The 25,362-nt window shown below is 64.6% G+C and carries 13 protein-coding genes; 8 read left to right on the top strand and 5 right to left on the bottom strand.

Annotated features, from left to right (window positions below; genetic code table 11):
* Positions 1–56 precede the first annotated feature (56 nt).
* The 3 genes from BEN49_RS02750 to BEN49_RS02740 all read right to left on the bottom strand — a co-directional run bounded on the left by BEN49_RS02750 (position 57) and on the right by BEN49_RS02740 (position 3,631).
* The gene (locus BEN49_RS02750; RefSeq protein ID WP_204376036.1) at positions 57–1,655 is read right to left on the bottom strand and encodes an alpha-L-fucosidase; all 1,599 of its coding nucleotides are present in this window, start codon (positions 1,653–1,655) and stop codon (positions 57–59) included.
* Between the two features lie 114 nt (positions 1,656–1,769).
* Positions 1,770–2,780: a zinc-binding alcohol dehydrogenase family protein gene (locus BEN49_RS02745; protein WP_070740423.1), complete on the bottom strand. Its 1,011-nt coding sequence runs from the start codon at positions 2,778–2,780 to the stop codon at positions 1,770–1,772.
* 14 nt (positions 2,781–2,794) lie between these two features.
* Positions 2,795–3,631 (bottom strand): amidohydrolase family protein, encoded by an 837-nt coding sequence (locus BEN49_RS02740; RefSeq protein WP_070740420.1) that lies wholly within the window; start codon positions 3,629–3,631, stop codon positions 2,795–2,797.
* A gap of 539 nt (positions 3,632–4,170) precedes the next feature.
* On the opposite strand from BEN49_RS02740, the gene BEN49_RS02735 reads away from it, so the two are divergent.
* From BEN49_RS02735 to BEN49_RS02700, 8 genes are all read left to right on the top strand, one after another.
* A complete protein-coding gene (locus BEN49_RS02735; protein ID WP_070740485.1) occupies positions 4,171–6,210 on the top strand; it encodes a glycoside hydrolase family 127 protein in 2,040 nt (679 codons plus the stop codon).
* 265 nt (positions 6,211–6,475) lie between these two features.
* A complete protein-coding gene (locus BEN49_RS02730; protein ID WP_239691791.1) occupies positions 6,476–9,379 on the top strand; it encodes a SusC/RagA family TonB-linked outer membrane protein in 2,904 nt (967 codons plus the stop codon).
* A gap of 18 nt (positions 9,380–9,397) precedes the next feature.
* On the top strand, positions 9,398–11,026 hold the full coding sequence (locus BEN49_RS02725) for a RagB/SusD family nutrient uptake outer membrane protein (RefSeq protein WP_070740413.1): 1,629 nt from the start codon (positions 9,398–9,400) through the stop codon (positions 11,024–11,026).
* A 113-nt stretch (positions 11,027–11,139) separates the two neighbouring features.
* Positions 11,140–14,505 carry a VCBS repeat-containing protein gene (locus BEN49_RS02720; RefSeq protein WP_070740410.1) on the top strand — a complete coding sequence of 1,122 codons (3,366 nt, stop codon included), beginning with the start codon at positions 11,140–11,142 and terminating at the stop codon, positions 14,503–14,505.
* A gap of 33 nt (positions 14,506–14,538) precedes the next feature.
* On the top strand, positions 14,539–16,317 hold the full coding sequence (locus BEN49_RS02715; protein ID WP_204376035.1) for an alpha-amylase family protein: 1,779 nt from the start codon (positions 14,539–14,541) through the stop codon (positions 16,315–16,317).
* A gap of 248 nt (positions 16,318–16,565) precedes the next feature.
* The gene (locus tag BEN49_RS02710; RefSeq protein WP_070740407.1) at positions 16,566–17,966 is read left to right on the top strand and encodes a vanadium-dependent haloperoxidase; all 1,401 of its coding nucleotides are present in this window, start codon (positions 16,566–16,568) and stop codon (positions 17,964–17,966) included.
* Positions 17,967–18,261: 295 nt separating this feature from the next.
* Positions 18,262–20,670: a TonB-dependent receptor gene (locus BEN49_RS02705; protein ID WP_239691790.1), complete on the top strand. Its 2,409-nt coding sequence runs from the start codon at positions 18,262–18,264 to the stop codon at positions 20,668–20,670.
* A 193-nt stretch (positions 20,671–20,863) separates the two neighbouring features.
* Positions 20,864–22,009, top strand: coding sequence for a PepSY-associated TM helix domain-containing protein (locus BEN49_RS02700; RefSeq protein WP_070740401.1), 1,146 nt, complete (start codon positions 20,864–20,866; stop codon positions 22,007–22,009).
* A gap of 151 nt (positions 22,010–22,160) precedes the next feature.
* Here BEN49_RS02700 and BEN49_RS02695 read toward each other — a convergent pair whose 3' ends face one another.
* Positions 22,161–23,324 carry a methionine aminotransferase gene (locus tag BEN49_RS02695; protein ID WP_070740398.1) on the bottom strand — a complete coding sequence of 388 codons (1,164 nt, stop codon included), beginning with the start codon at positions 23,322–23,324 and terminating at the stop codon, positions 22,161–22,163.
* A gap of 374 nt (positions 23,325–23,698) precedes the next feature.
* On the bottom strand, positions 23,699–25,195 hold the full coding sequence (locus BEN49_RS02690; protein WP_070740395.1) for a sensor histidine kinase: 1,497 nt from the start codon (positions 25,193–25,195) through the stop codon (positions 23,699–23,701).
* Between the last annotated feature and the right edge of the window lie 167 nt (positions 25,196–25,362).

Genomic DNA, 25,362 nt, shown 5'->3' with positions numbered 1-25,362 from the left:
GTATCAGCGCCGGGCTAAGCCGGGCACTATTATGTAAGGCCCCCAAGCCGCCGCAACTAAGCCGGCGTAATCTTAAAGGCGTAGGCAATGGCGTTGGGCTGCTGGGCGGGCAGCTGCACGGCCAGACCCTCCTTGGTGTGCTCAAACTGGAGCTTGCCCGGCGCGCTCAGCAGCTCTACCTGCTTGACCTTGCCAGGGTAGTGGGGCCCGCCCGCGGCCAGCGACTTGAGCAGCAGGCGCCCGTTGGTGGGCCAGCCCAACGCCGTGGCGTAGAGAATTTTGCCCTTGGTAACGTAGCGGATATCTTGGGGCCCAAAAGGTTTGCCCTTGCCTTCGTTGAAGCCCTGGGCGCTTAGGGCAGCGGCGCTTTCCTGGGCGGGGCCCTCGCCAAATAGTTTCCAGGGCCGGGTGCCGTAGATGCTCTCGCCGTTCACCTGCATCCAGGCGGCAATGCCCTCCACAATGGCGCGCTCCTGGTCGTCGATGCTGCCGTTGCCGCGCACGGGCACGCTCAGCAGCAGGTTGCCGTTTTTGCTCACCACGTCGATGAGGGTATGCACAACGGTTTGGGCGCTCTTGTAGCCGTGGCGGTCGTAGATGCGGCGGTCGTAGTGCCAGTTGCCCAGGCAGCTATCACTCTGCCAGGGCAGCGGCTCGATGGCGTTGCTCTGGCCCCGCTCAATGTCCCACACCAGGCACTGGCGCTGCTGCTCGTTTAGGATTTTGCCGCTGATAACGGCCTCGTTGCGGCCGCCGTGGCGCTGCATACTGGTGTTGTACATGTGCGCCGCGAGGCGCAGGCCCACGTCGCTCACCGGCCACAGCGGCAGGGCCGTATCGTCGAAGTACACGAGGTCGGGCGCGTACTTGTCAATCAGCTCCGCGGTGCGGTTATAAAACTTCTCGGAGTACGCCTGGCTGGGCGGAACCGCGCCGTTGCCCCAGTCCCACTGCTTGCCCATCGTGTCGCTGTCCGGCTTGCTTTCACTCGGCCGGTGGTCTTGGGCGTAGAGAGCCTGCGGGTCGTAGCCCTGCCACCATTTGCCCTGGCCATCGGCGGTGGTCACCTTGCCATCGTAGGGAACGCCGGCCAGCGGGCCAGCTTTATCGGCGCGCTGCGCTACCTCAAGCCAGCTCCAGGCGTGGGCCGCGTGCACGCTCACCCCAAAGCGCAGGCCCTGCTTTTTGGCGGCCTCGGCCCAGCCGGCTACCAGGTCTTTTTTGGGGCCCAGGTGGGTCGAGTTCCAGGGCTGGTATTTGCTGTCGTAGAGGTCGAAGTTGTCGTGGTGGTTGGCCAGGGCCACGAAGTACTTGGCGCCCGCCTTTTTGTAGAGCGTCAGCAGCTCGTCGGGGTTCCACTCTTCGGCCTTCCACTCGTTTATCACGTCCTTGAAGCCAAATTTGGACGGATGGCCGTACTTCTCGCAGTGAAACTTGTACTGGTCCGAGCCCTCCTCGTACATGCCGCGGGCGTACCAGTCGCCGTGCTCGGGCTGGCACTGGGGCCCCCAGTGCGCCCACAGCCCAAACTTGGCATCGCGGAACCACTCGGGTGCTTGGTACTGGGCCAGCGACGCCCAAGTGGGGGCAAACTTGCCGGGGGCCCCACGCTCGCCGGCTGGGGCCAGCGGGCTCCAGTTGAGGCCGGCCACCACGCTGGGCAGCTAGGCAGCCGGGGCCGCCAAGGCCATGTTCTTGAGCAGGTTTCTTCGGTTCATGGGGGCAGAAAAAGAAAGTATCTATTGATTTTTAAGAGAATAGCGGCCAGTTTAGCCTAGCTCCACCATCGCCTTGATGACGCCAGTGGCGGGGTCGAGCCAGCTGTCAAACTCGGCCGGTACCTGCCCAAACGGCACCCGGTGCGTGATGTAGGTGGTGGGCCGCACCAGCCCGGCCTTCATGCTGGCAATTACGTGCTCGAAGTCCTGGCGGGTGGCGTTGCGGCTGCTCAGCAGCGTAGCCTCGCGCTTGTGAAACTCGGGGTGCGAGAAGCTGATTTCGCCCTTTTGCAAGCCCACCAACACGTAACGCCCGCCGTGCGCCAGGTAGCTAAAACCTTGGTTGATAGCCCCCAGGCTACCCGTGGCATCAATCACTACCGTGGGCATGTCGCCGCCGGTGAGGGCTGCCAGCTGCCCGGCCACGTCGGCGCTGCGGGCGTTGAGGGTGTGGGCCACGCCCAGGTGCGCCCGGCAGAAGGCCAGCCGCTGCTCGTTCACATCGAGGGCAATGACGTGGGCGCCCGCAATGCGCGCAAACTCCATGATGCCCAGCCCGATGGGCCCCGCGCCCACCACCAGCACCCACTCGCCGGGCTGCACCGCCGCCCGGCGCACGCCGTGGGCCCCAATGGCCAGCGGCTCTACCAGGGCCAGCTCGTCGTGGCCTAGGCCCTGGCCCGGCACCAGCGCCGCCACCGGCACGGTGAAGTACTCGGCCATGCCGCCATCTACGTGCACGCCGCACACCTGCATGTGCACGCAGCAGTTGGGCTTGCCCGCCCGGCAGGCCACGCAGGTGCCGCAGTTCAGGTACGGGATGAGGGTCACGGCCTCGCCGGCCGCAAAGCCGGGCACGGCCGCCACCACGTCGGCGGCCAGCTCGTGGCCCAGCACGCGGGGGTAGCTGAAAAACGGCTGCGTGCCCTCGTAGGCGTGCAAATCGGTGCCGCAAATGCCGATGCGCCGGATGCGCAGCAGCACCTCGCCGGGCTGCGGCACGGGCTGCGGGCGGGTGTGGTAGGCAAAGGTGCCCGGCTCGGTGCAGACTAGCGTATTCATAGGGAAGAAGGAAATTATCGGGAAGCTATTTTGTAGAAAGCGGCGGCATTTTCGCCCCAGAAAAGCGCTTGCTCGGCCGCCGAAAAGGCCGCCAGGTAGCCTTCCAGCAGGCCCACCACGGCCGCGTAGCCGCCGGCCACGTTGCACACCGGCCAGTCGGAGCCAAACACGACCCGCGCGGGGCCAAAGGCCTCGAACACCACGTCGAGGTAAGGCCGGAAATCCTGCGGCTGCCAGCCCAGCCAGTCGGCCTCCGTCACCAGGCCCGATACCTTGCACCAGGTGTTGCCCAGCGCGGCCAGCGCCCGGATATTGGCGGCCCAGCCGGCCACGTCGCCGGCCCGGATGCCGGGCTTGGCCAGGTGGTCGAGCATAAAGGGCTGGTTTGGGAAATCGGCGGCCAGTTGCCGGGCGTAGCCCAGCTGATCGGGCAGAATGAGCAGGTCGTAGGTGAAGCCCAGGGGCCCCAGCGCCGCAATGCCGCGCCGGAAGGCGGGCGTGAGCAGCAGGGCACGGTCGGCCTCGCCTTGCAGCACGTGGCGGAAACCCTTCATCGGCTCAAACTGCCGGTAGTGGGCCAGCCGCTCGGCCACGTTGGGGGCCTGCAAATCGACCCAGCCCACTACCCCCCTGATGAATGGGTAAGCCGCCGCGTAGCCGAGCAGCAGCTCGTTTTCGGCCTCGTGCTGGCTGGCCTGCACCGCCACGCAGCCCCCAAAGCCGTGTTGGGCCAGCAGCGGCTGCAAGTCGGCGGGCGCAAAGCTGCGGCGGATGGCGGCCATGTCGGGCGTTATCCAGGCATCTCGCTCGGGGTCGTACTGCCAGAAGTGTTGGTGGGCGTCGATGCGCATGAGCAGGGGGGAGGGCTAGTGGGCGGTGGAGAGCTGCAATTTTTTCACCCGGCCGTTGCGTAGCGCAAAGGCCCGCGCCGTTGCAAGCTTCCTTCTGAAGTAAGCTCGTCAAAAGTATGGGTCAGGATCATTTTACCTCGAACCCACTTTAGTCAAACAGGCGTCAGCGCTACTGCCGCGCTTGCCGGCCAGCTTCAGCGCAGCATAAGGGCCCCCCGCTACTGTTGTGCCTTTCGATCAACTCCAGCAACGCTTTGCGAGCGTGGCAAAGCCCGAAAAGGCGTGGTATGTCCAGCGGTGGCCGGTAAATGGTTGAACCCGCGCGTCACAGGATCAAAGGTTAATTTCACAATAGTACATAGAGAAATACAAAAAGATTAGTCAATCGATTGTGTAGATCATTCCGCTGTCTATATTTGTATCACTCAGAACAGATTATATTCTGTTCAAACGTTTGAGCAGCTTCGGGCCACGGCTTATGCCAACGTTGCCTAACAACAGCTGGTCTTCGCCATTTACTTTAAGCGTCCTTGTTTGCCATGCATAAACCGCTCCTAACCGCCCTGGCCATAAGCTTAACAGCTCCAGCGTTCGCGCAACGCACGGACTACCCCATTCAGGCGGTACCATTTACGCAGGTCAAGCTGACTGACAACTTCTGGCTGCCGCGCCTGAAAACGAACACCGACGTGACCATTCCGGCCTCGTTTGCGCGCTGCGAGAGCACGAATCGGGTGAAGAACTTTGAGATGGCCGCCGCCCACCAGGGCAAGTTCGCCACCACGTTCCCGTTCGACGATACCGACATCTACAAGACCATCGAGGGGGCCTCGTACTCGCTCAGCCTGTACCCCGACGCCAAGCTGCAAGCTTATGTGGATGAGCTGATTGCCAAGGTGGGCGCGGCCCAGGAGCCCGATGGCTACCTCTACACCGCCCGCACCATCGACCCCGCCCACCCCCACCCTTGGGCCGGCAAGGAGCGCTGGGAAAAGGAGCGCGAACTGAGCCACGAGCTCTACAACGCGGGCCACCTCTACGAAGCGGCAGTGGCTCATTACCAGGCCACTGGCAAGAAGAATTTGCTCAATATCGCCCTCAAAAATGCTGACTTGGTGTGCTCGGTGTTTGGCCCTGGAAAGCGCAGCGTGGCCCCCGGCCACGAGATTGTGGAAATGGGCCTGGTGAAGCTTTACCGCGTGACGGGCCAGATGAAGTACCTGACCACGGCCAAGTTCTTTCTCGACGCCCGGGGCCAGTTCCCTGGTTACGACCCCAAGAGCCCCGATGGCTGGAAAAACGGTTCCTACTGGCAAGACGACAAGCCCGTAGTAGCGCAGACGGAGGCCGAGGGCCACGCCGTGCGCGCCGAATACCTCTACTCGGCCATGGCCGACGTGGCCGCCCTCACCGGCGACAAGCAAATGCTGGCGGCCGTCGACACCATTTGGCAGAACATGGTGGCCAAGAAGTTTTACGTGACCGGCGGCACCGGCGCGGTGCCCGGCGGCGAGCGGTTCGGGGCCAACTATGAGCTGCCCAACACCACGGCCTACAACGAAACCTGCGCCTCGGTGGCCGACGTGTTCTGGAACCAGCGCATGTTCCAGCTCCACGGCGACGCCAAGTACGTGGACATTATGGAGAAGGTGCTCTACAACGGCCTGATTTCGGGCGTGGGACTCGACGGTAAGTCGTTCTTCTACAGCAACGCCATGCAGATAAAGAATAGCCAGGGCTACCACGACACCGAGCCGGCGCGCGCGGGCTGGTTTGAGTGCTCGTGCTGCCCCACCAACCTGGCGCGGCTGTTTCCCGCGCTGCCGGGCTACATCTACGCCCAAAATGGTAAGAACGTGTACGTGAACTTGTTCGTGAGTGGCACGGCCAATTTCGCAGTAGACAAGCATAAAGTGCAGTTGACGCAGCAGAACAACTATCCTTGGGACGGCGGCCTGAAATTCACCGTGAATCCTGCCGCTTCCACCAGCTTCAATTTGCTGCTGCGCCTGCCCGGGTGGGCCCGCAACGAAGCCATGCCTTCCAACCTGTATTCTTTCGTGGCCCCTTCCTCCCAGGCCATCAGCGTGAAGGTTAACGGCAAGAAGACGGCTTACACGGTGCAAAACGGCTACGCCGTGCTGGCCCGCAAGTGGCAGAAAAACGACGTTGTGGAAATGACGCTGCCCATGGAAGTTCGCCAGGTAGTAGCCAATCCGTTGGTGAAGGATGACAAGGGCAAGGTGGCTTTGCAGCGGGGGCCCCTGATGTACTGCGCAGAGTGGGTAGATAATGGCGGCAAAGCAACCAACCTGCTGGTACCGGCCACCACCACTTTCACCACCGTCTACAAGCCCGAGTTGCTGGGCGGCGTGATGGAGCTGAATGCCAGCGTACCCGCGGTGGAAGTCGATGCGGCGGGCACAGCTGTCAGCACCGTGAATAAGACGATGACGGCCATTCCTTACTACGCTTGGGCCAACCGGGGCAAGGGCGAGATGACCGTTTGGTTTCCCCAGCGCGTTCTCGACGTGGACATTGTTAGCCAAGCAACGGCTGAAGCTTCTGTTTCCAAATAAGCAACTCGCTACTATCCGTTGCGGGTAAAAGTAAGAAAGTTGTCTTAGGCTTTTTAATGCTCCAGCTGATCAGTTCGGAGCATTAAAAATGTCAATTTTCACAATCGTTTGTGCATTTTAACTAACGTTTGTTCTTCGATCTTTTCGTTTTTTCACTCAAGCCCACCGCATGAAAACTCCGCTACCCCCTCCTCGCTGGCTAGTACTGGCCGGCTTCCTTTCCGGACCGCTACTAACCGCTCCCATCCCTAGCCTGGCCGCAGGTTTGCAACAGGCTGCTGACCCCATTAAAGGACGGGTAGTGGACGAGAAGGGCGTGGCCCTGCCCGGCGTGAACGTGGTCGTGAAAGGATCCAACACGGGCACCCAAACCGATGCGGAAGGCCGCTTCTCCCTCAAGGCCGCCACCGATGCCACCCTGGTGTTCAGCTTCGTGGGCTCGAAGGCCCAGGAAGTAGCCGTAGGCGGGCGCTCGACCATCGACATCACGCTGCTACCCGATACCAAGCAACTGGCCGATGTAGTAGTGGTGGGCTACGGCACCCAGCGCAAGGCCGACCTCACTAGCTCGGTGGCCAGCGTGAAGGAAGAGAGTTTCGTGAAAGGTGCGACTCAGGACGCCGGCCAGCTAATCCAAGGCAAGGTGGCCGGCCTGACCGTCGTGACGCCCAGCGGCGACCCTACGGGGACCAGCCAGATTGTGCTGCGCGGCACGGCTACGCTTAACGCCGATACCCAGCCCCTGGTCCTCATTGACGGTATTCCGGGTGACTTGAAAACGGTGGCCCCGGAAGACATTCAGAGCGTTGACGTGCTGAAGGATGGCTCGGCCGCTGCTATTTACGGTACGCGGGGCACCAACGGGGTTATCCTCATCACCACCCGCCGGCCCCAAGGCAACGTCACGCCCACCATCGAGTACAGCGGCTACGCGAGTACCCAGCGCATTGCCCGCCGCCCCGAGGTACTAACGGCCGACGAGTACCGCCAGAAAATTGCCGACGGCGTGGGCTTTACCGACCAAAAAAGCAGCAATGACTGGCTGAAAGTCATCAGCCAGAACCCGCTGACCCACGTGCACAACCTCACGTTCCGGGGGGGCAACGCGCAAACCAATTACTTGGTCAGCGGCAACTACCGCGCCCTTGAGGGCATCTTACAGAAGTCGGATAACCGCACCTTCACCGGCCGGGCCGACATCAACCACAACATGTTCGACGGGCGCGTCAAGCTGAACCTGGGAATCCTGAACAGCGACAACAAGTACACCTCAACCTCGGACGGAAATAGCTTCAATGGCTACACCTACCGGCAGGCGCTTATTCGCAACCCCACGGCCCCGATTTACAACGCCGACGGTACTTACGCGCAAGAGTTCTCCCTCTTCAACTACGAAAACCCCCTGTCACGCCTTTACGACTCGGACGGCCTGAATACGTCGCAGAACACCCGCCTGAGCGGCAGCATCGTGTGGGAGCCAATCAACGACTTGCAATTCAAAGCGCTGGGTTCCAACACGCGCTACGACCAGACGCGGGGCTACTCAGAGAACAAGCAGCACCCTTCTACCCTGCGCGATGGACTAAACGGCTATGCCTCGCGGGGCACTACGGAAGTCATTGATAAGCTGCTCGAGCTCACGGCCAACTACAGCCACAGCATTGGCGAGCACCGCTTCTCGGCACTGGCGGGTTACAGCTACCAAGACGATCTGGCCACGAACTTCTACATGCGGAACTTCGATTTTCCGACCGATGTGTTTACCTATAACAACATTGGCACTGGCAATGCCCTGAAGATCGGCCGGGCCACCGAATACAGCGACAAGACTTCCTACAACCTCATTGGCTTTTTCGGCCGCCTGACCTACAACTACAAGGAGAAATACCTGCTGCTGGCCAGCGTGCGCCGCGAGGCTTCCTCGCGCTTCTTGGGGGCCAACCAGCCCTGGGGCACCTTCCCGGCCGTATCGCTGGGCTGGCGCATCAATAAGGAGAACTTCCTGGCCAGCGCTGGCTTCCTGGACGACCTGAAGCTGCGCGTGGGCTACGGCGTAACGGGCACCGCGCCCGGCTCCTCGTTCCTGGGCGTGTCGCGCCTGGGCTACGGCGGCTACTTCCTGGCCAACGGCCGCTGGGTACAGTCGCTGGCTCCCATTAGCAACCCCAACCCCAGCTTGAAGTGGGAGGAAAAGCACGAATTCAACGCGGGCGTGGACTACTCCTTCTTCAAGGGCCGCGTTTACGGCACGGTGGATTACTACATTCGCCGCACGCTGGGCCTGCTCTACGACTACCAGGTGCCCTCGCCGCCCAACCTGTTCCCGACCACCACGGCCAACGTGGGCTCGCTCGAAAATAGGGGCCTGGAAGTGCAGTTGAACGTGGTGCCGGTGCAGACCAAGGACTTCACCTGGACCTCGACCTTCAACTTCTCGACCAACAAGAACACGCTGCTCTCGCTCAACAACGACCTCTACCAGCTCACCAACGACTTCTTCAACACCGGCTACACCGGCGAGCCCATCCAGACCTATACCAGCCGGGTGCAGGTGGGCCAGAAGCTGGGCAATTTCTACGGCTACAAGGTGGTGGACGTGACCAGCGACGGCAAGTGGGTTTACATGAACAAGGAAGGCCAATCGGTGCCTTACGACCAGTTCACGCACAGCGAGGACGACAAGCAGGTGCTCGGCAACGGCCTGCCTAAGTACTACGGCGGCTGGAACAACAGCTTCCGCTACAAGCACTTCGACCTGGGCATCACGATGCGCGGGGCCTTCGGCTTCCAGATCCTGAACGTGCAGCGCATGTACTACGAGAACACCGGCGTGACGCAGTACAACCGCCTGCGCTCAGCCTACGACCCCATCTTCGGCAAGGCCGTGCTCAACAACACGATGCCGCTGGAATTTAACAGCTACTACGTAGAGAACGGCGATTACTGGAAGGTTGACAACATCACGTTCGGCTACAACTTCCAGCCCAACATCGTCAAGTACGTGAAGAACTTGCGGGTGTACGTTTCGACGCTGAACACCGCGACCATCACCAAATACAAGGGCCTGGACCCCGAAGTGAACCGCCTGGGCCTGTCCCCCGGCATCGACGAGCGCGACAAGTACCCCACGGTGCGCACCTTCACGGCGGGCCTGAACGTAACTTTCTAACCCTCACCCCTCGCACGCATGAAAAAGTATTTCTCCCCCGCCCAGGTAAGCCTGTTGGCCGTGGCAGGCCTGGGGCTATTTGGCTCCTGTACCAAGCTAGACGATACCAGCTACAACCAGATTGTGGCCAGCCAGTTCTCGCCCACCACCGGCGACCTATCCTCGCTGGTTGGCCCGGCCTACGGCAACTGGCGCACCCTGTTTCTGGAGTTCAACGGGGCGTTCCGCATCCAGGAAACCTCGACCGACGAAACCGTGACCCCCGGCCGCCCCAACGGCTGGGTGGACGACGGCTCGTACCGCCGCCTGCACCAGCACACCTGGACGGCCCTCGACCCCACCCCCGGCTACACCTGGGGCGAGGCCTTCGGCGGCATTACCAACTGCAACCGCGTGCTCTACCAGGTGGAGCAGGGCCAGATTCCGCTGACCACGGGCAAGGAACAGCTCATCGCCGAGCTGCGCGTGCTGCGGGCCTCGTACTACTACATGCTGTGCGACCTGTTCGGCAACGTGCCCATCGTGGACAAGTTCGACGTGCCGGCGGGCTTCTTGCCCACCCAGAGCACCCGCGCCCAAGTGTACGCCTTTGTGGTGAAGGAAATAACGGAGTCGCTGCCGCAGCTCGCAACCACCGTGGACGCCACGACCTACGGCCGCTTCAACAATAAGTGGGCGGCCGAGGCCCTGCTGGCCAAGGTGTACCTCAACGCCGGCGTGTACACCGGGCAGGCCGACTGGGCCAACTGCATTGCCGCCTGCGACGCCGTCATCAACTCCAATAGCTTTCAGCTGGAGCCCGTGCAGGCCAACGTGTTCAAAACAGTGAACGAAGGCTCGAAGGAAATCGTGTTTGCCATTCCCTTCGATGAGGTGTACGCCACGGGCTTCCGCATTCACATGCAGACGCTGCAACCCCAGAACCAGCAGACCTACAACGGGCAGGCCAGCATGTGGGGCGGGGGCATCTGCGCCATTCCGCAGTTCATCAACTCCTACAACCCTGCCGATGGGCGCCTGAAAACCAACTGGATCCAGGGCCAGCAGTACACTTCGGGGGGCACGCCGCTGGTGGGCGTGTTCGGCGCTACTGCCGGCCAGCCGCTGGCCTTCACCAACACGCTCTCCAGCGTCATTTTTGGCACCGAGGACGATGGTTTCCGGGTGGGCAAGTTTGAGATTAAGCAAGGCGTGTTGCAGGACCTGAGCAATGACTTTCCGCTCTTCCGCTACGCCGACATCCTGCTGATGAAGGCGGAGGCGCTGCTGCGCACGGGCCAGGCGGCGCAGGCCGCCGTGCTCGTGACCCAGGTGCGCCAGCGCAACTTCACGGCCAACCCGACCCTGGCTACCGTGACGGCCACCGACTTGGCCCAAGGCAGCAACTACCCCTACGGCCCGGCCGCCAACAACGTGGTGAGCCCCGTGCAGGGCGGGGCTGACATTCAGTACGGCCGCATGCTGGACGAGCTGGGCTGGGAATTCACCGCTGAGGGCCACCGCCGCCAGGACATGATTCGCTTTGGGGTATTCACCAAGAAATCGTGGCTTTCGCACACACCCAACGGCGACTACCGCACGCTGATGCCAATCCCGCAGAACGTGCTGAACACCAACGCCAACCTCAAGCAAAACCCTGGCTACTAAGCATTTTTGCCGCAGGAAAGGGAGTCTTTAGCGAAAGGCTCCCTTTCTTTTTTTAGGCGCGTGGGGCTCCACGCCTGGCGCGCGCTGTTCCCATTGCCCCAACTTTACATTTGATGTTTTTACTCTCCAAGCGTTGGGTTGCCATCGGCCTCGGCTGGGCGCTGCTGCTGGCGGCGGCTTGCCAGGATAAGAAGGCCACCGGGGGCCCTAATCCCAACGCGCTGTTTCAGCTGGTGCCCCCGGCGCAGAGCCACGTCACCTTTCGCAACGACCTGGCCGAGGATGAGTTGACCAACGTGCTGGTGTACGAATATACCTACAACGGCGGCGGCGTGGCCCTGGGCGACGTGAACAACGACGGCCTGGACGACCTCTATTTTACCGCCAACAAGGGCAGCAACAAGCTGTACCTGAACCGGGGCCAGCTGCGCTTCGAGGACGTGACCCAGGCCGCGGGCGTGGGCCTGCCTGAGGGGTGGAAAACGGGCGTGACGATGGTGGACATCAACGCCGATGGGCGCCTCGACATGTACGTGTGCCGCTCGGGTGACCGGCCGGGGCCCCAGCGCCAGAACCAACTGTTTGTGAACCAGGGCCCCGACGGCCAGGGCATGCCGCGCTTTCGGGAGCAGGCCGCCGCCTGCGGGCTGGCCGATTCGGCCTTCAGCACGCAGGCCGTCTTTTTCGATTACGACCACGACCAGGACCTCGACATGCTGCTGCTCAACCACAGCCCGCGACGCTTTGAGAGCCTGGACGACTCCTACATCAAGCAGCTGCTGGCCACGCCCGACCCGCTGACGGGCCTCAAGCTTTACCAGAACGAGGGCAGCACCGCCGGGGCCCTGCCCCACTACCGTGAGGTGGCCACGGCAGCGGGCCTGCTCAACACGCGCCTCTCGTTCGGGCTGGGCGCGTCGGTGGCCGATTTTAACCACGACGGCTGGCCCGACATTTACGTTTCGAGCGACTACCTGGCCCCGGATTACCTGTACCTCAACAACCGGAACGGCACGTTTACCGACCGGCTGGGCGAGCAGATGGGGCACACATCGCTTTCGTCGATGGGCAACGACGCGGCCGACATCAACAACGACGGCACCCCCGACCTGGTGACGCTGGACATGTTGCCCGCCGACAACCGCCGGCAGAAGCTGCTGTTTGCCAGCGACAACTTCGAGCTGTTTCGGGTGCGCGAGCAGGCCGGTCTGCACCCGCAGTACATGCGTAACATGCTCCAGCTCAACAACGGCGACGGCACCTTCAGCGAGGTGGGGCAGCTGGCGGGCATCTCGAACACCGACTGGAGCTGGGCCCCCCTGCTGGCCGACTACGACAACGATGGCTGGAAGGACTTGTTCGTGACCAACGGCTTCCTGCACGACTACACCAACCTGGATTTTCTCAAGTACATGGGCGACTTCCTGCACGACCGCCAGGGCGACGTGCAGCGCCAAACCCTGCTGGAGCTGGTGCGCAAGATGCCGTCCTCCAACGTGACGGGCTATGCCTTCCGCAACCAAGGCGGGGCCCGGTTTGCCGACGTGAGCGCGGCCTGGGGCATCACCACGCCCGCCAACGGCAACGGCGCCGCCTACGCCGACCTCGACAACGACGGCGACCTGGACGTGGTGGTGAACAACCTCAACGGCCCGGCTTTCCTGTACGAGAACCGCGCCAGCAAGCTGCTGAAAAACAAAATGTTGGCTGTACGCCTTGAAGGCGCCGGGCAAAACCGCTTGGGCATCGGGGCCCGCGTGACGGTGTACCGCACCGGCACCCGCCAGGTGCAGGAGGAACTGGTGAGCCGGGGCTACGAGTCGAGCGTGTCGCCGGTGCTGCACTTTGGGCTGGGGACCGGCGGGGGCCCCGATTCGGTGCGGGTAGAATGGCCGGGGGGCCGGCAGCAAGTGGTGACGCAAGTACCGGCCAGCGGCGTGCTGGTACTGCGCGAGGCGGCGAGTGGGGCCCCACTGCCCGCGGGGCGGGCCGCCCCGGCCCCGGTGTTTGCGGCGGTGCCCTCGCCCGTGCCGGCCACCACCCCGGAGGACGACGTGAACGACTTCAAGCGCCAGCCTTTGCTGGTGAATAGCTTATCGTACAGCGGCCCCTGCCTGGCCCACGCGGACGTGAACGGCGACGGCCGGCCCGATATGTTCGTGGGCGGGGCGGCGGGCTACCCGGGACGGATGTTCGCGCAGGGGCCCCACGGCCAGTTTGCCGAGCTATACGAGCCGGCGCTGGCCGCCGATAGGCTACCCGAGGATACGGCCGCCGCATTTTTCGATGCCGACGGCGACGGCGACCAGGACCTGTACGTGGGCAGCGGCGGCTACGACAATTTTCTGCCCGCCGACCCGCTGCTGCTGGACCGCCTTTACCTCAACGACGGGCGGGGCAATTTTGGCCTGAGCCCCACCAGCCTGCCCTTCATGCCCACCAGCACCGGCTGCGTGCGGGTGGCCGACGTGAACGGCGACGGCCACCCCGACCTGTTCGTGGGCGGGCGCGTGGTGCCCGGCCGCTACCCCGAGGCCCCCACCAGCTACCTGCTGCTCAACGACGGCCACGCCCGCTTCACCGACCAAACGGCCCGTTGGGCCCCCGCCCTTCACCAGCTGGGCATGGTGACCGATGCCGCCTGGGTGGACCTGAACGGCGACCACCGGCCCGACCTCGTGACCGTGGGCGAGTGGCTGCCGGTGCAGGTGTGGCTCAACCAGGGCACGGCCCTGGCCGAGCGCACCGCCGACTACCTGCCCGGCCCGCTCGCGGGCTGGTGGAACACCTTGCTGGTGAAGGACCTGAACGGCGACGGCAAGCCCGATTTTGTGGTGGGCAACGCGGGCCTAAATACCCAATGCCGCGCCAGTGCCCGCGAGCCGGCTGAGCTGGTGTACAAAGACTTCGACGACAACGGCGCCGTGGACCCGATTCTGTGCCTTTACAACCAGGGCAAGAGCTACCCCTACGTGTCGCGCGATGAGCTGCTGGACCAGGTGAGCATGACTCGCGCCCGCTTCCCCGACTACGCGAGCTACGCTGGGGCCGGGCTCACCGACATTTTCAGCAAGGAAGAATTGCAAGGGGCTAAAACCCTGCGGGCTACCTGCCTGCAAACCAGCTGTTTTATCAGCACCCCGCAGGCCAAGTACCAGTTGGTGCCCTTGCCCATTGAGGCCCAGTACACGCCAGTGTACGCGCTGGCTGCGCTGGACTACGACGCCGATGGCCACCAGGACTTGCTGCTGGGCGGCAACGCCAGCCACAGCCGCGTGCGCTTTGGCAACGCCGACGCGGGCTACGGCCTGCTGCTGCGCGGCGACGGCCGGGGCCACTTCGCGGCCGTGTCCCCGGCCCAGGCCGGCCTGCGGGTGCGGGGCGACATCCGCAGCTTTGCCCAGGTGGGGCCGGTGCTGCTGGTGGGCCGCAGCGGCCAGGCCTTGCAAGCATACACCTGCAAAAACGCTAAAAAATAACTACTCACCCGTGCACACTTTTCCCAATAGTCCGTGCTAAATCACCTAAAATCAGGCTGCTGGGCCCTGGCGCTAGGCGTGCTCTGGCTACCGGCGGCGCAGGCCCAAACGGCCCGCCCGCCCGGGGCCCCAATGGCCCGCCCGGCCCAGCCCCAAACGCAAAACGGCTTGCTGCTGCTTAACTCGACTGACGGGGTGTACACCCCGGCCAAAGGCGGTGGAGCCATGAAGTTTAGCTTCAACTGGCCGGAGCCCGCGGCCGAGTTCGCGGGCCTGCAGTTCAGCTTTCGGGTGCAGACCTTTGAAAATGCTTATGCCATCGACCCGGCCCGCACCAAGCTGGAGCGCACGGCCGACCACCTGCGCTACCACTGCCAGGGCTTTACGTGGGCGGGCGGCCAGGAAAAAATCGCCGGGGAGCTTACGGCCGACTTGCAGCGCAACGCCGACGGCAGCGTGGAGTGGCGCGTATCGGCCCGCATGGACCGGCCCGTGAAGTCCATCAGCACGGTGGTGCGGGGCATTCCGCGCGGGCAGCTGTCGCTGGCGGCTGAGAATTTCTTCGACCCGCACGACGACGAGCAGACCTTCGAGTACCCGCAGCTGTTTGGCCAACTGGCCACCCCGCTCGTGGTCATTAAGCAGGCCGATGGGCGCTTTTTCGGACTTTCGGCCCGGCAAACGGAGGTGCGCCCGGCGCGCTACTTCTTTCAGCCGGGCCCCGACGGCTACCGGGTGGAGCTAATTTCGGAGCAGGCAGGCTGGGACCGGCGCGCGCAGATACAAAGCTGCCTGTGGCACATTGGGGCCGCGCCCACGTACGAGGCCGTGGCCAAGCCCCACTTCGAACACGTGGCTCAAGCCTACCGGCTGCCCGCCTACGCCAGCCGCCCCGACGTGCCGGCCTGGCTGCGCCAAACCAAGCTGGTGGTGGCCTTGCACGGCGCGCACTGGACGGGCTACATTTTCAATAACTACGCCAAGCAGCTCACCATTTTGCGCTGGGTGGCCACTCAGATTGACCCTAAAAACGTGCTCGTGTTCCTGCCCGGCTGGGACGGGCGCTATTACTGGAACTACCCGCTCTACCAGGCCGACCCGCGCATGGGCGGCGATAAGGGCTTTAAGCAGCTCATCGACGAGGGCCACAAGCTGGGCTTCCACTTCTCGGCCATGTTCGGCACCAACGCGGCCAACCGGGATTGGCCGGTATACAAGCAGTTTGCCGACGCGGCCACCCAGCACATCGACGGGGACAACTGGGACCTGAACTGGGTGGACTGGGACAACGACCGGCACGGCGACGGCCTGATGCCGGTGATGAACGTGGGCGTGGCCTCGTGGCGCAATTTCCTGCGCGACCGCATCGCCGAAACCATCAGCACCTACCACGTCGATTCTTACTTCCTCGACATTGCCGGGCTCTGGGAAAACAACCCCAAGGCCGACATGTACGAGGGCATGCGCACCTTGGTGGCCGACCTGGCGCAGCGCCAGCCGGGCGTGGTGCCCATTGCCGAAATGCACTACGATGCGCTGCTGGGCTTCATTCCGATGTCGCAGGTGCCGCGCTATGCCCAGTACCCAGCCGGCTATTACACCTACGCCGACGCCTACTCCCACCTCAGCCGAGCCGCCCCGGGCCGGGGCAGCACGGGCGTCCACGAGGCCGGCTTCGGCACCTACCGCCCCGTGACGGCGGACCAGCGCCCGATTCCAACCATCACCTTCGCCGATGATACCTTCGACCGCTACCGCGCCGAAGTAACCCGGGACATTCAAACGGCCAAGGCACGCAAAACCCCTCAGTAGGACACGCAAATCCGATTTAGGGCAGTTTCAGACTCATTAGCTAGTAGCGCGAACTTTGTAGTTCGCGGCTTTCGCTTCGTCCTACCAGTCACCGTTCAGCGACGCGAACTACAAAGTTCGCGCTACTGCCCGCTGCTGTGTACACTGACGCCGAAACTGCTCTAGGGCCCCCGCCCTGAACGCGCTGATAAAGAGCGCCTTTTCGAAGGTTGCCCCAGCCGTCATTCCGCCGTTCGTTATCCTTTAATATGAAGCGCATCGCCCTCTTTGCTTTACTGCTGGTGCTCGGCCTGGGGCAGTCGTGCCGGCGGCCGGCGGCTTCGGAGTACGAGCCCGGGGCCGACCGCATCGGGTGGGCGGTGGACCAGATGAACGAGCTGATGCTGCACGACGTGACCAACCCGCCGCTGGCCGCCCGCTTCTTTGCCTACGCCACGCTGGCCGGCTACGAAGTGCTGGCCCAAACCGACCCAGCCGCCCCCGCGCTGGGGCCCCGGCTGCACGAGCCGTTCGTAGCCCCCAAGCCCCTGGCGGCGGGCTACTCGCCCCGGCTGGCCGCCGTGCTGGCCGTGCTCAAAACGGCGGGCAAGCTCCAGCCCTCGGGCAGCCAGCTGGTCCTTGTCGCGCAGCAACTGGTGGCCGAATGCCGGGCCAAGGGGATGCCCGACGACGTGGCGGCGGCCTCGGAGCAGTACGCGCAGCAGGTGGCGCTGGCCGTGGTGAAGTACGCCAAGCAAGACGGCTACTACCGCATCAGCGACCGGCCCCGCTACACGCCCACCACGGGCCCCGGCTACTGGTACCCCACGCCGCCGGCGTTTCTGCCCCCGGTTGAGCCCTACTTTGGCACGCTGCGGCCGTTCCTGCCCGATTCGGCCGCCGAATTGCGGGCCCAGCCCCCCGTGGCCTTCGACCCCCTGCCCGGTTCGGGCTTCTACCAGCTGATGCAGCAGGTGCGCCAGACCGGCGACTCGCTCACGGCCGCGCAGCGCCAGGTGGCGGCCTTTTGGGACTGCAACCCCTTCGCCGTGCGCGACCAAGGCCACCTACAGGTAGGCCTGAAGAAGATGTCGCCGGGGGCCCACTGGATGAAAATTGCGGGCATCGCCTGCCGGCAAAGCCACGTGCCCTTCGGGCAAGCCCTGCAAGTGCAAACCGTGGTGGCCCTGGCCGTGGCCGATGCCTTCCGCTGCTGCTGGCAGGAGAAGTACCGCAGCAACCGCATCCGGCCCGAAACGGCCATCCGCCGCTACCTCAACCCGCAGTGGGCCCCCCTGCTCCAGACGCCGCCCTTCCCGGAATACGTGAGCGGGCACTCCATTATCTCGACGGCGGCGGCCGAGGTGCTGAGCCATTATTTTGGCCCCGCCTACGCCTACACCGATACCACCGAGCACGAGTTTGGCCTCAAACCCCGGCGCTTCCCCTCCTTCCGGCATGCAGCGGAGGAAGCGGCCATTTCGCGGCTCTACGGCGGCATTCACTTCCTCGACGCTATTCAGCAGGGCCAGGTGCTGGGCCAGTTGCTGGGCGCGCGAGCCGTGCGGCGCTGGGGCGGGGCACCGGTGGCGGCGCCCCAGCCAGCGCCCGCCAGCCAAGTAGCTCGCCCGCAGCCGCGGCTATCGCCCATGCAAGTTGCTGCGGGGTAGCGCGGTACTATACGTTCGGTGTGGATAGGGTTGCTTCATTGTCCCGAGCCCCGCTGGCTTCGCTTGGGCCTACGTCTGCCAACTTCAGCCTACTGAGCCGCCCGGCAATGACGGTCCTGGGGCCCCACGGCCTTGTCGGGCGGCGGCGTTGGGGGCCCCAGGGCCCCGGGAGTAGCCAACGTTAGCAACTTTATTGTGTGGATTAATTCTAAATAAGGAATTCGTTGCGTTCCTTTGTGTCAAATCTGGATTAATTCTAAAGAGCTACGTTTTGCAAAATCTTCGACTCCTGGGCTTGGCTACCGCATTTGCCGGGTCCGCCTTCACCGCCCAGGCGCAGCAAGCGGCCGCCATTCGGGGCCGCGTTACCACCTCCGACGGCCAGCCCGCGCAGGCCGTGACGGTGGGCCTGAAGGGCCGCGGCCAGGGGGCCATTACCAACGCCCAAGGCGAGTACGTGCTCGACCACCTGCGGCCCGGCAGCTACACGCTGGTCATTTCGGCCGTGGGCCTGAAGGCCGAGGAGAAAACCGTGACCTTGGGCCCCGGGCAGTCGGCGGCGTCCGTCGATTTTGCGCTGGCCGAAAGCGCCCAGCAGCTCCAGGAAGTGGTGGTGAGCGCGGGCCGCACCAACAAGTTCAGCCGCACCAACAGCGACGACGTGGCCAAGATGCCGCTCAAGAACGTGGAGAACCCGCAGGTGTATAGCACCGTGACCAAGGAGCTGCTGACCGAGCAGCTGGTCTTCACGGCCGACGACGCCACCCGCAACGTGCCCGGCATCCAGCGCATGTGGGAATCGACGGGCCGCGCCGGCGACGGCGGCAGCTACTACACCATGCGCGGCTTCGTGACGCAGAGCCAGCTGCGCAACGGCCTGGTGGGCAACGTGGCCACCACCATTGACGCGGCCAACCTCGAAAAGCTCGAAGTCATCAAGGGGCCCTCGGGCACGCTCTACGGCAGCGCCCTCACCTCCTACGGCGGCCTGCTGAACCGCGTCACCAAGAAGGCCTACGACAAGTTCGGGGGCGAGGTGAACTACTCAGCCGGCAGCTACAACTTCAACCGCGTGGCCGTGGACGTGAACACGCCCCTGAACCCCGCCAAAACCGTCCTCTTCCGGGTGAACGGGGCCTGGAACTACGAAGGCAGCTTCCAGGACGTGGGCTTCAGCCGCACCTACGCGCTGGCCCCCACCCTCACCATCCGGCCGAATGACAAGCTGAGCATCACGCTCGACGGCGAGTTTCAGCGCAACACGGCCACCGGGCGCACCTTCTTCTTCCCCAATTCTGCTATCAGCCAGCTGGGCTTCGACCGGGCCGACCAGGCCCCCATCGACTACCGCAAGGCCTACAGCGGCCCGGGGCTGTGGACGGCCAGCCGGGCCACCAACCTGTTTGGGCAGGTGAACTACCAGCTTTCGCCCACCCTGCGCTCGTCCACCAACTTCGCCTCCATCAGCAGCTATTCCGACGGCTTCGGGCCCTACATTGGCATCTTGGGCAACGGCCGGGGCATCGGCCAGGATTCGCTGCTTCAGTCCGACCAATCGACCCGCGACAGCCGCGGCCGCCTGCTGCAAGTGCAGCAGCTCTTCAACGGCGACTTCCAGCTGGGCCGCCTGCGCAACCGCGTGGTGCTGGGCTTCGACTTTTTGCACGTGCGCAACGACCAGTTTTTCTTCGGCAGCACCTACGCCAAGGTGCCCATCAACTCGGCTACTTATGATTACGGGTCCTTCAACGGGGCCAACATGACGCGGCTCTACAACGCCGGGCCCCCCGGCTACACGTACCCGGTTTTCAACGAGACCAACACCTACAGCGCCTTCCTCTCGGACGTGCTGAACCTGACCGACCGCCTCAGCGTGCTGGCCGCCGTGCGCGTGGACCGCTTCGCCAACAAGGGCGCCGACGGGGCCAACGCCGGCTTCAACCAAACGGCGGCCTCGCCCAAGTTCGGGGCCGTGTACCAGCTGGTGCCCGCGCAACTGTCGGTGTTCGCCAACTACCAGAATTCCTTCGCCAACCGGGGCACCTACTTCGGCTACGACGCCGCCGCCAACGCCCTCACCGCGCCCATCACGGCCAAGCTCGAGCACGCCAACCAGGTGGAGGCCGGCGTGAAATTTGACCGCCTCGGCGGCCGCTTCACGGCCACGCTGAGCGTGTACGACATCCGCGTGCAGAACGTGCTGCGCACCGACACCGACCCCCGCGGCGCGGCCCTGTTTGCCCAGGTACAGAGCGGCGAGCAGGTGAGCCGCGGCGTGGAAGCCGACGTGGTCATCAACCCCTTGCCGGGCCTCAACGTGGTGGCCGGCTTCGCCTACAACCACGCCGAGCTGACCAACGACGGGCCCGCCACCCAGGGCCGCCGCCCCAGCACCGCCGGCTCGCCCACCCTGGCTAACCTGTGGGTGAGCTACCGCCTGCCCATGGGGCCCCTCAAGGGCCTGGGCCTGGGCGCCGGCGGCAACTACGCCAGCGACAATATGGTGGTGAACGACGCCAACGCCGGCCAGTTCACGCTGCCCAGCTACGTGGTATTGAACGCCAGCGCCTTCTTCGACCAGCCGCGCTACCGCTTCTCCGTGAAGATGGACAACCTCACTGACCAGCATTACTGGATTGGCTACGGCTCGATGAACCCGCAGAAGCTGCGCAGCATTATCGGCTCGGTAGCGTTCAAGTTTTAAACGGCTACAAATTCATCTGAGGAACGTTGTGCTGAAAGAACGTCATGCAGAGCGCAGCGAAGCATCTTTCCCGTGTAATTAATCCTGATTACTGGCGAAGGAAAGATGTTTCGCTGCGCTCTGCATGATGTTCTTCGTTTCGCTTGATAATCCACGGCCTTAGGGCCCCAGCAACTCATCACATCTCCTCAATATGACCCTCAAGCAAGCCATCGGTAAACTTCACTTGTGGCTGGGCCTCGGCTCGGGGCTGGTGGTGTTCGTGGTGAGTTTGACGGGAGCTATTTTTACCTTCCAGGACGAAATCCGCGATGCCGTTGAGCCCTGGCGGCTGGTGGCCGCCCCGGCCCACGGGGCCCCGCTGCCGCCCTCGCGCCTGCACGCGGCCACCGTGGCGCAGCACCCCGGCGCCGTGCCGAGCTACACCACATATTACGGGCCGGGCCGCTCGACTACGGTGTATTTCTCCGACCCGGCCGGGGGCAGCTATCTGGCCTCGCTAAACCCCTACACCGGCCAGGTGCTGCACGAGCAAAATCTGGCCACCGACTTCTTCAGCATCGTGCAGGCCCTGCACATGTACTTGCTGCTGCCGGTGGCGGTGGGCGAGTGGGTGGTGGGCGTGGCCGTCGCCATTTTCCTGGTGATGCTGGGCACCGGCCTGGTGCTGTGGTGGCCCAAGCGCCGGCAGGAGCGCAAGCAGCGCTTCACCATCAAGTGGGGCAGCAAGTGGCGCCGCCTGAACTACGACTTGCACCAAGTGCTGGGCTTCTACGTGGCAGCGGGCGCGTTCGTCATCGCCCTCACCGGCCTGTTTATGAGCTTCGGCTCGTGGCTGCAAGCGGCCAGCACTGTGGCCAACGCCGGCCGCCATTACCCCCAGGAAGAAGTCCCGCCCGCCGTGGCCACGCTGGCTGCGGCCAGGGCCCCCGCCCAGCCGCTGGCCGACGTGGCCTACGCGCAGGTGCGCCGGCAATCGCCCACCGCCGACATGGTGATGATCGGGCCGGCCACCGACCCCAAGCAACCCCTGTACTGCCTCACCTACCAAAAGGCCCTGCACTACTACCACCGCGACGAGTACTACTTCCACCCCGTGTCGGGCCAGCTGCTGGGGGCCCTGCCCCACGCTGCCAAAAGCCCTGGCAAGAAGCTCGGCGACCTGAACTACGACCTGCACACCGGCCAACTCCTGGGCCTGGGCGGCAAAATCGTGGCCTTCCTCATCAGCCTGATTTTGGCCAGCCTGCCCGTCACCGGCACGCTGCTGTGGTGGGGCCGCCGCCACAAGGCCAAGAAGCCGGCGCCGCTCCGCGCGGCCGCGGCGGTGCGGGGGTAAATGCACAACGGGGCAACCTCACCCCCGGCCCCTCTCCTGCGGAGAGGGGTGCCAATACCTGAATCGTTGAATTGGCAATTTGAACGCACCCCTCTCCGCAGGAGAGGGGCCCGCCCCGTGGGGGTCTCTTGAGGTTCCCCCCCCAGGGCCCCTAACCCGGCCCCCGCCGCAGCCGCTCGGCCGCCGCCTCCAGCGTAGGCGCCTCTTTGGCGAAGCAAAAGCGCACCAGACCCGGGTCGTAGCCGTCGTGGTAAAACGCCGATACTGGCACCACGGCCACGCCCCAGCGCCGGGCTAGCTCCTCGGCAAATTCCGCGTCGGGGGCCCCGGAAAATGCCGCGTAGCCCGCCAGCTGGAAGTAGCCGCCCGGCACGGCCAGCAGCTCCCACCCGGTGCCGGCCAGCAAGCCCCGGAACAAGTCGCGCTTGGCCTGGTAGAAGCCGGCCAAGCCGCGGGCGTGTTCATCGGTGACGTCGGATTCCAGCGCGTCGGCCAGGGCCAGTTGGGTGGGCGTGCTCACGCTGAACGTGACGAACTGGTGCACCCGGCGCAGCTCGCGGGTGAGGGCCGGCGGGGCCACGCAGTAGCCCACCTTCCAGCCGGTGGCGTGGTAGGTTTTGCCAAACGACGAGAGCACGAAGCTGCGCCCGCGCAGGCCCGGGTGCTGCCGTGCGCTCCGCGCCGGGGCCCCGTCGAACACCAGGTGCTCGTATACTTCGTCGCTGAGCACCAGCGCGTCGGTGCCGTCCACCAGGTCGGCCAGCGCATCCCAGTCTTCGGCCGAAAACACGGCCCCGCTGGGGTTGTGGGGCGAATTCACGAGCACCAGCCGGGTGCGCGCCGAAAATGCCGCCCGCACCGCGTCCCAATCGGGCCGGAAGCTGGGCGCGGGCAGGCGCACGTAGCGCGGCACGCCCCCTTGCAGCCGGATGGCCGGCCCGTACAAATCGTAGGCCGGCTCGAACATCAGCACTTCGTCGCCGGGCCGCACCACGGCCGCCAGCACCGCGTACAGCGCCTCCGTGGCCCCGGCCGTGACGGTGATTTCCGCGTCGGGGTCGGGCGCCAGGGCCCCCGGGCGCAGGCGGCACACCTGCGCGGTAATGGCCGCCCGCAGCCGCGGCAGCCCCGGCATGGGCGCGTACTGGTGGCCGTCGGGCGAGAGGGCGTGGCGGGCCAGGGCCTCGCGCAGGGCCTGCGGCGGGGCGTAGTCGGGGAAGCCCTGGGCCAGGTTGAGGGCCCCGGTTTCCTGGGCCAGCAGGGTCATGCGGGTGAAGATGCTGGTGCCTACATCGGGCAGTTTGGAAGCAAGCATTCTGTTGGCTGATGGCTTTTGCTGGTGGCTACTGGCTGATTGCGGTTAGCTTCTGGCTATTAACAGTAGGACTTACGCATTTTTAGCCCCGGAGGGGCGGCCCGTCGGTAGTAATATCGGGATTGATAGCAACAAAGCCCCAGCGGGGCGGTACAAATGGCCGCTATGCTAATGGGGCGCCCCGCTGGGGCTTTATTGCTCTTTTACAATGCTTTACCACCAATGGGCCGCTCCTCCGGGGCTAAAAGTTCGTAAGACCTAAACAGTTTAGGGCCCCGAAAGGCCGTCATGCTTCGCTGCGCGCTATATGACGACCTTTTAGGGCCCCAGCTACCCCCGGGACCCTAACTAACCGCCATCAGCCGAAGGCCCACTTATAGATACAACGTGAACGTGGTGCCGGCGTCCACTACGCTGGCTACTTCGAGGCGGCCGCCGTGGCTTTCCACGATGCGATTGACGAGGTAGAGGCCCATGCCCGTGCCGTCGACGTGGGCGTGGAAGCGGGCAAACTGCTGGAACAGCTGGGGCCCAAACCGGTCGAGGTCGATGCCCAGGCCATTGTCCTGCACCGTGAGCACGGGGCGGTCGGTCTCAGCGTCGGGCACGGCCCGCACCGTAATGCGGGGCGGCCGGCCGGGGGCGGCGTACTTCAGGGCGTTGCTGAGCAGGTTGAAGAGCAGGCTTTGCAAGTGGGCGCGCACGTAGAGCACGGTGGGGCAGCGCGCCACGTCGAGGGCAATATCGGCCCGCAGGCGCGTCACCTGGTTTTGTACGCTGTGCACAATGCCTTGCACCAGCGGGGCCAGCTCCACGGCCTCGGCCGGGGCCGGCTGGGGGCGCTGGAGCTGCACCACGGCCGTGAGGTCGTCGATGGTGCCGTAAATCTGGGTCAGGGCCCGATCGAAGTAGGCCGTGAGCTGCCCGGCCTCGGGGTCGCGGAAGTGGGCCGTGCGGACCAGCTCCTCAAAAATGCCCGCCATGTTGTTGATGGGCTGCTTGAGGTCGTGGCTGGCGGCGTACACGAAGTTGTCGAAGTCCTGGTTGGCGCGGGTCAGGCGCTGGTTCTGCTCCTCCAGCAATTCCTGGGTGCGCACGGCGTCGTTCACGTCGGTGCTGGTGCCGTACCAGCGCACAAACTGGCCCCGGGCATCGTAGAGCGGCTGGCCGCGGTGCACAAACCAACGGTACTCGCCGGTGCGGGCCGCGCGCAGGCGGGTGAGCAGCTCGAAGGGGCGGCCGCTGGCCCAGTGCGTGGCCATGTCCTGCACGGCGGCGGGGCGGTCTTCGGGTAGCAAAAGCTGGGCCCAGCCGTCCTGGGCCTGGTCCAAGGGCAGGCCGGTGTAGTCCACCCAATGCTGGTTCACGAAGGTGAGGCGGCCGTTGGCGGTGGCGGCCCAGACCAGGTGCGGCAGGCTTTCGACGAGGAAGCGAAACTCCTGTTCGCGGCGCACCAGCTGGCGGGTGAGGGTGCGCAGCGGGTGGATGTCGGTATTGGTGCCGTACCAGCGCAGCACGTGGCCCTGGGCGTCGCGGGCAGGCTCGGCCTGCACCAGCACCCAGCGGTAGGTGCCGTCGTGGCGCAGCAGGCGCAGCTCCGCCTCAAACGGGGTGGCTTGGGCCACGGCCTGCTCCCAGCGGGCCAGGGCCCCTTCCTGGTCGTCGGGGTGCACGGCGCGCCGCCAGTCGTTGGGGCCCCGGCGGCCGGCCACGTCTTCGCCCAAAAACTCGGCGGTGCGCGCATTCATAAACTCCAGCTGGCCGTTGGCGTTGGCCGTCCACATTTGCTGGGGCAGGTGCTCGGCAAAAATGCGCAGGCGGGTTTGGCTGTGCAGCGAGTGGGGGTCGGCGGGGTGCAGCGCATCGGTCACGTCGAGCAGGCCTAGGAGCAGGCCGGGGGGCGAGCGGCGGTACGCGGGGCAGGGCCTGGAGCGTGGCCTGCCAGTAGCGGGCCCCGGGGGCGGTGCGCTGCGGGGTGGGGCGTGAGCACCTCGGCTTTGCCCGTGGCCAGGGCCCGGGCCAGGGCGGCGGGCCACTC

Source organism: Hymenobacter coccineus, assembly GCF_001816125.1.
Classification (GTDB): domain Bacteria; phylum Bacteroidota; class Bacteroidia; order Cytophagales; family Hymenobacteraceae; genus Hymenobacter; species Hymenobacter coccineus.
The sequence above is the reverse complement of the archived record's forward strand: the minus strand, read 5'-3'. Positions and strand labels throughout refer to the sequence as shown.